Origin of the sequence: Maricaulis sp. W15, from assembly GCF_001924955.1 — a bacterium.
Lineage (GTDB): Bacteria > Pseudomonadota > Alphaproteobacteria > Caulobacterales > Maricaulaceae > Maricaulis > Maricaulis maris.
Genome location: NZ_LQXG01000022.1, coordinates 45818 through 58972, shown reverse-complemented (window position 1 = coordinate 58972; position 13155 = coordinate 45818). Strand labels below are relative to the sequence as shown.

Annotated in this window: 9 protein-coding genes; 3 read left to right on the top strand and 6 right to left on the bottom strand. The window is 64.1% G+C overall.

The genetic code is table 11. The annotated features are described in order from the left end of the window. Window positions 1-12: 12 nt before the first annotated feature. The 3 genes from AWH62_RS16155 to AWH62_RS16145 form a co-directional block, all read right to left on the bottom strand. A complete protein-coding gene (locus tag AWH62_RS16155) occupies window positions 13-1419 on the bottom strand; it encodes an MFS transporter (protein ID WP_075191524.1) in 1407 nt (468 codons plus the stop codon). A gap of 151 nt (window positions 1420-1570) precedes the next feature. Further along, the gene (locus AWH62_RS16150) at window positions 1571-3448 is read right to left on the bottom strand and encodes a cation:proton antiporter (RefSeq protein ID WP_075191523.1); all 1878 of its coding nucleotides are present in this window, start codon (window positions 3446-3448) and stop codon (window positions 1571-1573) included. A gap of 149 nt (window positions 3449-3597) precedes the next feature. Further along, window positions 3598-3831 carry a hypothetical protein gene (locus tag AWH62_RS16145; RefSeq protein WP_075191522.1) on the bottom strand — a complete coding sequence of 78 codons (234 nt, stop codon included), beginning with the start codon at window positions 3829-3831 and terminating at the stop codon, window positions 3598-3600. 45 nt (window positions 3832-3876) lie between these two features. On the opposite strand from AWH62_RS16145, the gene AWH62_RS16140 reads away from it, so the two are divergent. Beyond that, a complete protein-coding gene (locus AWH62_RS16140; RefSeq protein WP_075191521.1) occupies window positions 3877-6645 on the top strand; it encodes a TonB-dependent receptor in 2769 nt (922 codons plus the stop codon). 78 nt (window positions 6646-6723) lie between these two features. Further along, on the top strand, window positions 6724-7707 hold the full coding sequence (locus tag AWH62_RS16135) for an alpha/beta hydrolase (protein WP_075191520.1): 984 nt from the start codon (window positions 6724-6726) through the stop codon (window positions 7705-7707). On the opposite strand, the gene AWH62_RS16130 is transcribed toward AWH62_RS16135, so the two are convergent. The 3 genes from AWH62_RS16130 to AWH62_RS16120 are packed head-to-tail and all read right to left on the bottom strand — an operon-like array spanning window position 7692 to window position 11831. Then, window positions 7692-9251: a carboxylesterase/lipase family protein gene (locus tag AWH62_RS16130; protein WP_075191519.1), complete on the bottom strand. Its 1560-nt coding sequence runs from the start codon at window positions 9249-9251 to the stop codon at window positions 7692-7694. The two genes, AWH62_RS16135 and AWH62_RS16130, sit on opposite strands and share 16 nt — an antisense overlap. Continuing rightward, the gene (locus tag AWH62_RS16125) at window positions 9248-10309 is read right to left on the bottom strand and encodes a sugar kinase (RefSeq protein WP_075191518.1); all 1062 of its coding nucleotides are present in this window, start codon (window positions 10307-10309) and stop codon (window positions 9248-9250) included. Before AWH62_RS16125 ends, AWH62_RS16130 begins: the two co-directional genes overlap by 4 nt. A gap of 10 nt (window positions 10310-10319) precedes the next feature. Then, window positions 10320-11831, bottom strand: a complete 1512-nt coding sequence (locus AWH62_RS16120) for a UxaA family hydrolase (protein ID WP_075191517.1) — start codon at window positions 11829-11831, stop codon at window positions 10320-10322. A gap of 160 nt (window positions 11832-11991) precedes the next feature. Between AWH62_RS16120 and AWH62_RS16115 the strand changes: the two genes are divergently transcribed. After that, window positions 11992-13068, top strand: a complete 1077-nt coding sequence (locus AWH62_RS16115; RefSeq protein WP_075191516.1) for a LacI family DNA-binding transcriptional regulator — start codon at window positions 11992-11994, stop codon at window positions 13066-13068. Window positions 13069-13155 lie beyond the last annotated feature (87 nt).

Genomic DNA, 13155 nt, shown 5'->3' with positions numbered 1-13155 from the left:
GTTGAATGCGGCTCAACCACCCGTTCGGGTGGCGCTTGCAGTCTCGGCGTTGGCAGCAATTGTTTTCAGGTTCGATGCGTGGCTGGCCTGGTCGATCGGGTAACCCCGGATAACGGCGATCATGGCCAGGGTGAAGACGGCCGGCAGCCAACTGGCCATCAAGCGGATTGTCACCAGGGCCTCGCCGGTCACTGCGTCGGGCGCATAGCCACTCAAGGCCAGCAATCCACCGACGAACAACGCCGTCAGACCGGCCGTGACTTTCTGGACGAAGGTCGCCAGGCCGAATGCGCGCGCCTCGACCCGGGTGCCGGAACGGGCGTGTCCATGATCGATGACATCCGGCAGCATGGACCAGAACATGACCGGCACCGCGGCACTGCCGGTGCCGATGACGGCAATCGCGATCAGGGCGGCGCCTGGCGGGGTCGTCGGCGCCAGGCCGAGGGCGGCATACCCGAGGGCGGCGAGGCCGAGGCCGCACATCATCGTCAATCGTTTGCTGGTGCGGGCGGCGAGCATCATCCAGGCCGGCGCTGCGACGATCATGGTGAGAACGGGGGTGGCCAGTATCAGCGGTACGAGGTCCGGCTGCTGCAGGACATGATTGGCCAGATAGAGCAGCGACTGGGTGAACATGCCATAGCCCAGTGTACCGAGCAGCATGAGGACGAGCAGGGCCTGGAAGGGCCGGTTCTGCCGCGTTGCCGATCCCAGGCCGCGAAGATCCGCCGTCAGGGTCGAGGGGCCGCTTGTTGGCGGCAGCGGCGGCGCGATGCGCATCAGCCGGGCGCACAGCAAGAGGACCAGGCCGGCGACGAGGCCGATCGCCAGCGCCGCGATGGCATGACCGCTGGCGGCGGCAATCGCCGGTATGGTGACCGCCACCATCAGTCCGCCCAGACCGGCGAAAACGACCCGGGTTGCTGACAGGGCGCTGCGCTCGTGGCCATTCGGGGTGAGCCGTGCCGGCAGCGCGTTGTAAGGCATGCTGGCGCAGGTGAAGGCAGTGCGAAAGGCGAGATGGGTCACCAGCGCCCACAGGGCGACAAGCGCCGTGCCGTCGAAGGGCTGGGTAAAGACGAGGGTGAAGCTCAGCCCGGCCGGCAGGGCGGACAGGCCGATCAGGTGCGCATAGCCACCGTCCTGGCGTGCCCGGCGTTCGGCCCAGCTGGCGATCAGCGGATCGGAGACCGCGTCCCACGCCATGCCGATGAGGTAAATCGCACCCGCCAGCAGGGGCGGCAGGCCCAGCACGTCGGTATAAAAATACAGCAGGAAGAGGGCGCAGCCCTGCCACAGGGCAACAAATGCGAAATCGCCGACGCCATAGCCAAGCCGGCGCCCGAGTGTCAGCCGCCCGGTCAGCAGCGGTGGGGGCGTGGGCGTACTCGCCGTCGATGGGGGCTGATGAGTCACAGTGAATTCCTGATCGGTTTCCCGGAAGGTGTGGGTCGGTGCGCGCCAAGGCTTTATTTCATGAATAGCCGAATTCTTCCGTCGATCAATTTGATTTCAAACGGTTTTCAAGTGCTCTCGTGCGTACAGCAATCTGTGATCGATCCGCCCCTCAGTCCCGATCCGCCCGTCCCAGCCGAATATCGTCCATCTTGCGGCGCAATTCCGGTTCCCATTCCTCGGCGATGGCTTTGACCCGGGCGACCAGCTCCTTGTTTTCGTGGGCGGGGATGGTGGTGTCATAGACGTCGGCGACCTCGATCATGGAGCGGCGGTCGGTCATGTCGAAGGTCCGGGCCATTTCCAGCGCCCGCTCGTGCTCAATACCCAGGGCCTCGAAGGCCGAGCGGCCGATTCGGATCGAGCTGTCATAGGTCTCGCGAATGATGTCGCGGCAGCCCAGCTCGTAAAGCTGGTAGACATGATCGCGATCAACGGCGCGGGCGATGACGTGAAGGTCGGGATAGGTCTGCAGGGCATAGCTGACGAGGGCATTGATCTGGTCGCGATTGTCGATGGCAACGACCAGCAGGCGCGCCTCGGCAATCCCGGCCGCATGCAGCAGGTCGGGCCGGGTGGCGTCGCCGAAATAGGCTTTCATCCCGAAGGCGCGCAGCATGTCGAGCTGGGCATAGGAGTAGTCGACCACCGTGGTGGGAAAGCCGGCGGCGTGGAGCATCCGGTCGACGATGCCGCCGACCCGTCCGCGCCCGGCAATGATGATGGGGTGGATTTCCTCGATCGCGGCCTCGTCGCGTTCGGCCTGTTCCGACGAGAAATGCGGTGCGATCAGCTTGTCGTGGATGATGAAGAGGAGCGGCGTCAGCAGCATCGACATCGCGACGATGAGCGAAAGTCGTTCGGCGATGTCGCCGGGCAGCACCGCATTGGCGACGGTGAAGGACAAGAGGACGAATCCGAACTCGCCAGCCTGCGCCAGCCCGAGCGCCAGCAGCCAGCGGTTGGAGCCGCGCACCTTGAAGATGATCGCGAGCCCGTAAAGCACGGCAGCCTTGATCGTGATCAGCCCCAGTGTCAGCCCGATCATCAACAACGCATCGCTGAACAGCAGTACGAAATTGATCCCCGCACCGACCGTCATGAAGAACAGGCCCAGCAACAGGCCGCGGAAGGGGTCGATGTCGGATTCCAGCTCATGCCGGTATTCGCTGTTGGCCAGCACCACGCCGGCGATGAAGGTGCCCAGGGCCGGTGACAGGCCGACCAGCGACATCAGCAGGGCGATGCCGATCACCATCATCAGGGCGGCGGCGACGAACAGCTCGCGCAGGCCGGTGCGGGCGATGAAGCGGAAGAGCGGTCGGGTCAGAAAGCCGCCAATCAGCACGACCACGCCAACCGAGGCCAGGGTGACCAGGCCGGCAGCCCAGCCCGGCAGGTGGGCGACCAGGCTGAGCGCCTCGCCATGCCCGTCAGCACCGTGATCGCCGGCATGCGACATCGCTTCGACCAGTTCCGGCAGGGCCAGAAGCGGGATCAGGGCGAGCATCGGGATGACGGCGATATCCTGGAACAGGAGGACCGAGAAGCCGGCCTGGCCGCCATCGGATCGCATCATACCCTTCTCGTTGAAGGTCTGCAGCACGATCGCGGTCGAGGACAGAGACAGGACGAGTCCGACCGTGAGCGCGACCGACCAGCCCAGGCCGAGTGCCAGCGCGACCAGCGTCACGGCGAGCGTCGTGCCCAGCACCTGCAGTCCGCCTAGGCCCAGCAGACGGCCGCGCATCGCCCAGAGGCGTTGGGGTTCGAGTTCCAGCCCGACCAGGAAAAGCATCATGACCACGCCGAATTCGGCGAAATGCTGGATCGAAACGACGTCGACGCCCAGCATTCCGAGTGCGGGGCTGATGGCGATGCCGGCAATCAGATACCCCAGAACCGAACCCAATCCCAATCGGGTCGCGATCGGGACGGCGATCACGCCGGCGATGAGGAAGGTGAAAGCGAGTAGCAGGAAATCGGTCATTGGCCCCCCGACGCACACCCGGATCAACGGGCAATTTGTCGCCAAACTAGGGGGCATTGACCGGTTTGCCCAGATGGCTGCTTCCGTGTCCTGGCGGGACGGCTTGCCGGGTCGGGGTCAGGATTGTCGGAGTGGGACGACGCCCGGCATCAGTGTCGTCGGCGTCGCGCCAACCCGCTTAGGAAGCTGGTCAGCATGCACATGTTGCGTTGCAGCAAGCAAAGTTTGAAAAAGAAATTGCCACCGGTGTCATTGTTGTGCAGCATGGCGTCGATCCATGCTGGCAATTTCGTCTTCAGCTCCAGCTCTGTTTGGAACTGGATCAGTCGAAGCGGAAATGCTACCGGTGTCATTGAGAGGTCGATGGCGCTGTTCAGGGTCAAGAGTTCAAACGCGGACCGGAAACCGGCCGCTGCGGGGAGGAAATGATGAGAAATTCTAACATGCCAACAGGCAAGCTGCGCCTTCTGGCCGGCTGCGCCACGGCCAGCCTGGTGCTCGGGACGGCGTTGGGGGCAACGGCCCAGGCCCAGGATGAGCCGGCCCAGACCAATGACGTGATCACGGTTCAGGGCTTCCGGAGCAGCCTGGCTCAAGCGCTTGATGTAAAGCGAGACTCGAACGGCGTTGTTGACGCCATTGTCGCAGAAGACATCGCGGCGTTTCCGGATCTGAACCTGGCCGAATCAATCCAGCGCATTCCGGGCATCTCGATCAATCGTGTTGCCGGTGAGGGGCGCCAGATCACGGTTCGCGGTCTGGGATCGGACTTCACCCGCGTTCGCATCAACGGCATGGAAGCCATGTCGACGACGGGTGGTTCCGATGCCTCGGGCGGCTCGAACCGTGGTCGCGGCTTTGACTTCAACACTTTTGCGTCCGACCTGTTCAACCAGATCCGCGTCACCAAGACGACGTCCGCATCGATGGATGAAGGTTCCCTGGGCGCCACCGTCGATCTGCGCACCGCGCGCCCGTTCGACTATGGTTCGGGGCTGACGGCCGCCATGTCGGGCCAGATGGGCTATAACAGCCTGTCGGAAGAGACCAGCCCGCGCGTGGCTGGTCTTGTGTCCTGGGTCAATGAAGAAGAGACGTTCGGTGCCAATCTGTCGATCGCCTTCTCTGACCGCACCATCATCGAGGAAGGCTTCTCGACGGTTCGCTGGGATGACGGCAATTTCCGCTCGGTGAATGGCGTCGCCTGTCCGGCCGGTCCCGATTGTGCCGGCATCAATTCCAGCTCCACCGTCTACCATCCGCGTATCCCGCGTTATGGCCGTCTGACCAATGAGCAGGAGCGTCTGGGCATTACCGGTGGCCTGCAATTCCGTCCGAGCGAACGCACGACGGTGTCGCTGGATGCGCTCTATTCCAGCTTCGACGCAACCCGCACCGAGAACTTCCTGGAAGTCTTCATCCGCAGCCAGCAGGGTCAGTTCGACGTCAACAGCTTCACGGTCGACAGTGGGCTGAGCATCATCGACTCGGGCAATTTCGACATCAGTGCCAATTCCAACGGTACCCACCCGATCCGCTCGGAAGGTCGCTATGATGAGCTGACGACCGAGTTCACGCAGTTCACCTTGAATGTCGATCACGACTTCTCGGACCGTCTGCGCGGCAACTTCCTTGCTGGTACGGTGACATCGGATTTCGACAACCCGGTCCAGACGACCATCCTGTTCGACGCCATCGGCGATGTGACCGGGTATTCGTATGACTTCCGCGGCAATCTCAACACGCCGGCGATCGACTTCGGGTCACTTGACGTGACGGACGCATCGCAGTTTGCCTTCACCGAAATCCGCGACCGCCCGCAGTCTGTGTCGAACAGCTTCGATACCTTCTCGGCGAGCTTGGAATTTGACGCGAACGAGAACTGGGTCATTTCAGGCGGCCTCAATTTCAAGCAATATGACTTTGAAAGCCGCGAAGCCCGCCGCGAAAGCACCAATGGCTCGATTGTCTGTAACCTGCCAGGTGTGTCTTGCCCGGTTGGTGCGAACGGCCTGCCGATCACCAGCGACCTGTCATCGGTTCTCACCGGTTTCGGCAATGATCTGGGCATGCCGGCGGGCAATGACACGGCCTGGTTGGTCCCGAACATCCAGGCTGCCGCCGCAGCTGCCGGAATTTACAACATTCCGGGAACGGTTCGCGCCGGAAATCAGCGCGCCGTGAGCGAAGAGGATCTGGGCGCCTTCGTCCAGGCTGATTTCGAAGCGCAGCTGGGCAGCATCCCGGTTCGCGGTGATGTCGGCATCCGCTATGTCGAAACCACCACCGCGGCAACGGGTCTGGTCAGCGGTACGGAAGTCACGGTCGAGCGCAGCTATGAAGATACGCTGCCCTCATTGAACCTGACATTCGAGATGTCCGAGGACTTCCTGATGCGCTTCGGCGTTGCCAAGGTGATGGCCCGTCCGTCGCTCGGCAATCTGACGCCGGGTGGTTCGCTGGACAGCTTCACCGGGCCTCCCTTCTCCTACAATGCGGGCAATCCGGGTCTCGATCCCTACCGGGCAACAGCCTATGACGCGTCATTCGAATGGTATTTCGATGATGAAGCGCTGTTCGCGGTCAGCTTCTTTTACAAGGATGTGTCGAGCTTCTTCACCTCTTCCCAGTCGGTTGAAGTGGCCTACAGCCTGTCCGGCCTGCCGGCCAATCTGCCGCCGGCGTCCAGCCCGCTCTTCAACCTGATCCAGGCCGGCGGCGACCCGCTGGTCGAGATCAGCCAGGTGTCGAATGGTGGCAGTGCCTCCGTGCAGGGTTTCGAAGTGGCCTATCAACAGCCCTTCACCTTCCTGCCGGCGCCGTTCCACAATTTCGGCTTCCAGGGCAACTACACCTATGTCGATAGCGACGAGATCATCGGCTTCTCGCCGAATGCCTATAACGCGACCATCTATTATGAAGATGACCGCCTGTCGGCCCGCATCTCTTCGGCTTACCGCGATGCCTATGTGACGACCCGGGCCAATGGTTCCGGTCGGAATGAACGCGGCGTGGAAGCGAGCTTCAATCTCGACTTCGCCTCCTCCTACCGCGTCAACGACATGATCGATCTCACCTTCGAGGCGATCAATCTGACCGACGAGTTCGAGCATCAGACCTATGACTCGGGCTATCTGCCGACGGTCTACCATCACACGGGCACGGAATACCTCTTCGGGGTTCGTGCATCCTTCTGATCGGTTTGACCATGTGAATGCGGAAGGCCCGGCGCGGGAGATTGCGCCGGGCCTTTTCGTCAAAACCTTGGAGTTGTCATGCGCCGCGCGTTCGCCCTTGCGCTTGCTGTCGTCCTCTTCGCGCCGTCGGCGCAGGCCCAGCATCGTGAACCCGATGCCGAAATCGCAATCTGGGGCGATGCGGTCCCGTCCGGCACGGGCCCGGTCGCCGACGGGCTGTCGGAGGTGATCACCGAGCGCAGCGCGACGCCGGATGTGATCCGCGACCGGATGGCGACCGGCATTACCAGGCCGCGGCTTCTGGTTTTCCGGCCCGAGCGACCCAATGGGTCAGCCCTTCTGATCCTGCCCGGCGGCGGCTATCAGCGGGTGGTGATCGACAAGGAAGGAATCGAGAGCGCTGAACGCTTCAACGCGGCCGGGGTTACGGTCTTCATCCTGCTCTATCGTCTGCCGCATGACGGTCATGATCATGGCGCCGACGTTCCGCTGCAGGATGCCCAGCGTGCCATGCGCCTGGTTCGAAGCGAGGCAGCGGCGTTTGGCATTGATCCAACACGCGTCGGCGTGCTGGGGTTTTCGGCCGGCGGTCATCTCGCCGGTTCGCTGACAACGCGTTTCGACGCCGCTGTCCATACACCGTCTGACGCGGTCGACGCGGTCAGCGCCCGACCGGACTTCTCGGTGCTGGCCTATCCGGTCGCCCGCTTGAGCGGGCCGGCCGTCCATGTGGGCTCCCGTGATCGCCTGATCGGTGCCGCGCCGGATGCCGCGACCCTCGCCATTTACGACATTGCCGAAGCGGCCCGGGCCGATGCGCCGCCGCTATTCCTGTTTCACGCCGCCGATGATGCCGCTGTACCGGTCGAAAACGCGCTGGACGTGTTCAACGCTTTTCGCGCGCTCGGGGTTGAGACCGAAATGCACATCTTCGCCGAGGGCGGACATGGTTTCGGCATCCGCTTCGCCGAGGGCCTGCCGGTCGAGGTCTGGCCCGATCTGGTCCTGGCCTGGATGGCGCGCGGCGGCTTTCTGGGCGAGTCGCGTCAGGTGCCCGGCTGAACGTAAGGCACGCTGGCGAAGAGCGCCCGCTCGCCGCCGCGCGGGTCATTCTCCATCCGCGGCGGCCAGTCGAAGATCATGGTTTCGCGGTTTGGCAGGGTATAGCGCGACCAGTCCGGCAGGGCCGCGTGTTGTGGCCTGCCATTGCGGGCGAGCGCAATGAAGGCCTCGCTCATCAAAGCGGCCATGTTGCGTGCCGTCTCGCCATTGCCCGGCAGGGCGCCCTCCACCGCCGTATTGTCGAACACCAGCGGTATGTCGAATGTGTGCGGGGCGTAGGGATTGCCGAAGTCGAGCTGGTAGACCCAGGTCGGCGTGTCGACCTTGGCCCGTTCCTCGGCTTCGATGATTGCGCCGCGCCAGGATCGGGCGGCGGTGGTTGCGGCGTAGAAAATTTCCTCCGCCGAACGCTCAGGATAGAGTTCGCGATAGCGGGCAATCACCGTCTCCGGCCGGATATCGACCCGCATGTTCGGGATCAAAAGCTCGGGCAGGTCGTCCCAGTCGAGGTTTTCGTATTGCGGGCCGCGCAGGAAGGCGCGGGTCTCGTCACGGGTATTGCCGATGATCATCGGGATGTGGCGCGATTGCGGCGCCACGTCCGGGTAGAAGGGGTGACGGGGCAGGACGACATCATCGCGCACCGGGCCGAAATAGACCCGGCCATAGGGCAGGACCGGATCATCGACGCCGAGCGCTTCGACAAGCTGCTCCATTGGCAGGTCGAGGATTTCGTGGGCACGGGCATCATCCAGGCCAAGCCCTGCCAGAAAGGCGCGTGAGCGGGCTGTCGCATTGGCAGGGCCGGAGGCCGTCACCTGCTGGCCGCTCATCGTGGCCGCGCTGTGGAACAAGCCGTCGGCGACCGGGGTCGCCATCAGGCTGGCAATCTTGGCGCCACCACCGGACTGGCCGAACACCATGACCCGGCCCGGATCGCCGCCAAAGCGGGCCGCATTGTCGCGGACCCATTCCAGCGCCAGCACAAGGTCCAACTGTCCGGCATTGCCAGAGGCGGCAAAGTCCGGCCCCAGGAGGCGTTGCAGATAGAGATAGCCAAAGGCATTGAGGCGGTGATTGACCGTTATCACCACCACGTCGCCGCGTTGGCACAGCCGGGTGCCGTCATAGAGCGGTGAGGAGCCGGATCCAGCCGCATAGGCGCCGCCGTGGAAATAGACCATCACCGGTCGCGCTGCATCGGCTTCGAGGCCGGGCGTCCAGACATTGAGGAAAAGGCAATCTTCTGACTGGTTCGCTTCGTTGCGGCCTTGTGGCGAGGCTGAGCCATACTCGGTCGCGTCAAGCGTGTCCGTCCAGGGCGCCGGCCGGGTCGGAGGCCGGAAGCGGGTCGTCGCGGTGTCGGCGCCATAGCGGATGCCGAGGAAGCGGTTGATACCGCCTTCGATGATGCCGCGAACCGGTCCGTTTGACGTGGCGACGACAGGGTCGCCGCGCTGGGCGCAGCCGGCACCGGTCGCGAGCACACTGCCGGCGGCGCCGGCCGTGGCCAGAAGGGTGCGTCGGTCGAGGGAGAGGCTCATCGGATCACTCCTGCATCGCTGTCGTCGATCGCGCGTTCAATCTCGTCCAGCCGCGCCATCGAGGCGTCGCCGGGCGTCGTCATGGCCAGGGCACCGTGAGCGGCGCCATACTCGACCGCCTCGGCGGGTGTTTTTCCGGCCATCAGCGCCCAGCAGACACCCGATGCGAAAGCATCGCCGCCGCCGACCCGGTCGAGAATGTCGAGGCCTGGCCGTTTGCGGGATTCACGGAATTGGCCATCGGCGTGGATGATCGCCGACCAGTCGTTCGAATTGGCTGTATGCGCCGTCCGGCAGGTGGTGGCGACAACGCGCAGATTGGGAAAATCGGCGACCGCGCTCTCGATTGCCGTCCGCGGATCGCCGCCGGACGGTCTGTCGCCCAGCCCCTCGGCCCCGAACAGGACGTCAACATGGGGGGCGATGGTGCGGTTTAGGGCGCGGGCCGCGTTCGAGCCGCCGCGTGAGGCCCAGAGCGAGGCGCGGTAATTGAGGTCGAAGGAGACGACGGCGCCGTGCTTGCGGGCGGCCGTCACGGCCTCGACGGTCAACGCGGCCGTGCTGTCGCTGAGCGCGGCGAAAATGCCGCCGGTGTGGAACCAGCGCACGCCCTGGGCGCCGAACAGGGTGTCCCAGTCGACATCGCCGGGCTTCATCGCCGAGGCCGCACTATGGCCGCGATCCGAGACGCCCAGGGCTGGACGCAGGCCGAAGCCACGCTCGACGAAGTTCAGGCCGACCCGGCTGTCGCGACCGATGCCGTCGAAATCGCGCCAGAGAATGTGTGACGCATCGACCCCGCCCTGACAGATGCAGTCCTCGACCAGCCAGCCAACATCGTTGCGTGGCAGGGCCGTGACCACGGTTGCCGACAGGCCGAAGCATTTGCGGGCCGCGCGGGCCAGATTGTACTCGCCCCCGCCCTCCCAGACCTGGAAGTGACGGGTATTGCGCACCCGGCCTTCGCCGGGATCCAGGCGCAACATGACTTCACCGAGGGCGGCGACGTCCCAACGCGCCGATCCGGCGGGTTTGATGGGCAGAAAGCTGTGGGTCATGGGATCAGGGTCAGAGCGTTACGCCGCCCTTCCACAGGGCGATCTGGCGTTCGTCATAGAGTTCGTTGCGGGCGCGCTTGCCGCCGGCGACATCGAGAAGGGTCCGCCACAGGCGGTCGGCCGTCGCGTCCGGCGCCTCGCCATCAAGGATGGGACCGGCGTCAAAATCGATCCAGTTCGGCTTGCGCTCGGCAAGGTCGGAGCGGGTGGAGAGTTTCAGCGTCGGCACCATCGTGCCCAGTGGCGTGCCGCGACCGGTAGTGAAGAGGATCATCGTTGCGCCGGCGGCGGCCATGGCTGTCGTGGATACGGCGTCATTGCCCGGTGCTTCCAGCAGGCTAAGCCCGCTACGCCGCAGCCGGTCGCCATAATCCAGGACATCGACCACCGGCGCGCTGCCGGCTTTCTGGACCCCGCCGAGCGATTTTTCTTCCAGCGTGGTGATGCCGCCCTCGATATTGCCGGGTGACGGATTGGCGTGGACCGGCTCGCCATGACCGATGAAATAGCGTTTGAAGCGGTTCATCATCGTGCCGATCGCGGTGTGGACTTCGCGCGAGACGGCGCGGTCCATCAAAATATGCTCGGCGCCGAACATTTCCGGCACTTCGGTCAGGATGGTACTGCCACCGGCGGCGTCGAGCCGGTCGGTGATGCGGCCCAGGAGCGGGTTGGCGGTGAGGCCGGAAAACGCGTCTGAGCCACCGCATTTCAGCCCGATCACCAGGTCGGAGACCGGGCAAGGCTCGCGGCGATCCATCTGCGCCATATGATCGGCGATCTCGGCGACGGCGGCGATGCCGGCATCCAGCTCGTCGCCGGCCTCCTGGCAGGCGAAGGCGCGAACGCGCAATGGATCGGTGTCGGGCATCGCGTCGAGCAAGGCGCGATACTGGTTGGACTCGCAGCCCAGCCCGACCAGGAGCACGCCGCCGGCATTGGGATTCTGCGCCAGGCCGGCGAGGATGGCGCGGGTCTTCTCGAGATCATCGCCGAGTTGCGAGCAGCCGAAAGGGTGGGTGATGGCATGGACGCCATCGACCTGGCCACGGACCTGGTTGGCGGCCATGCGGGCGATGCGTTCCGAGGTGCGGTTGACGCAGCCGACGGTCGCGATCACCCAGATTTCATTACGGATTCCGACCCGGCCATCAAATCGGCGATAGCCCATGAATGTATCGGTGCTGACCGCGGCCTTGGAAGACCGGTCTGCCGTGCGCCCGGTCCAAGCGTAATCTTGTTCGCCGCTGAGCGTGGTTTCGAGATTGTGGCTGTGGACATGGGCGCCAGCCGCGATGTCACAGCGGGCGCGGCCGATGATGGCGCCGTATTTGATGACCGGTGCACCGGCCGGAATGTCGGTGAGGGCGAATTTGTGCCCGGCGGGAACAGGGTCGAGCAGGCGCGGTAAATTGGCGGCCGGGCGTTCGCCCCTGGCTAGCGCGCTTGTCGCGACCCCGACCCGGTCGTCCGGATGGACGACAAGACCTTGGCTGACCGCGGATTTTTCGGCGACACTCATATCGTCTCTCACCCTTGCTGGCCTGAATGGTAACCGGTGTCATTTTACACGGAAAGGGAAAATTTCATCGCCAGCCATCAAGCGGCCGAAAGGCATGACAAGCAAGGAGATGTCCTGTAGTGGACATTTCCTTGGCATGGTGCCGCGGGGGATTTTCCGGATGAATGACGGCGAGACGCCTGACAATGGCAAGCCGGCGAAAAGCCTGCGCGATGAATTCGTGGACCGGCGCCCGACCATCAATGATGTCGCCCGGCTGACCGGCGTTTCCAAGAAGACCGTGTCGCGCGTCATCAACAAGTCACCGGCGGTGAAGGAAAACACGCGCGAAGAGATCCTGCGGGTGATGCATGAGATCGGCTATGCGCCGGATCCGCAGGCCCGCGGCCTGGCTTTTAGGCGCTCTTTCCTGATCGGGATGATCTACGACAACCCGAACCCGCAATATGTCGTCAACATGCAGCAGGGTCTGCTGGACGGCATGCGCAGCACCGGTTTTGAATTGGTTGTCCACCCCTGTGACCGGGCCAGCCCGACCTTCCTGGAAGATGTCCGCAATTTCGTCGAGCGCCAAAAACTTTATGGCGTCATCCTGACCCCGTCAGTCTCGGAAGACGAGCGGGTGCCGCCGATCCTGCGCCAAATCGGCTGTGAATTCATCCGTATCGCTTCGGTCTCGCTGGACGAGCCGGAACACATGATTGTCTCGCACGACCATCTCGGCGGTGCGGCGGCAGGCCGACATCTGGCCGAACTCGGGCACACACGGATCGGCTTTATCTCCGGTCGCGAGAGCTTCCGGTCCTCCCATGAGCGTCGCCGCGGCCTCGAGCGGGCGCTGGGGGAGGCCGGGCTCACCCTGGACGATGATCTCGTCGTACAGGGCGCCTACACATTCGAGTCCGGCTATGACTGTGCCCGCGACCTGTTGCAGCGGCCGGTCCGGCCGACAGCGATCTTTGCCGCCAATGACGAGATGGCCGCCGGCGTGCTGCAGGCGGCGCGGTCGCTGGACATTCGCGTGCCCGATCAGCTGTCGGTCGTCGGCTATGACAATTTCCAACTCGCGGAACGGCTGTGGCCGCGTTTGACCACGGTCCACACCCCGACCCGCGAGATCGGGCGGCGCGCTTCCACCAAGCTGGTCAATCCGCAGTCGGCTGCCGAGATCGAACAGCAAGACCCCCGGGCCCTGCCCAGCCTGGTCGTCCGGGACACCACTGCACCGCCAACCTGACACCCCTGCAAAGACAGCAGGAGAAAAGACTGAATTTGCACGCTCCCGACCGGTTGATGTTCGCAATGACACCGGTTACCTTTCTGC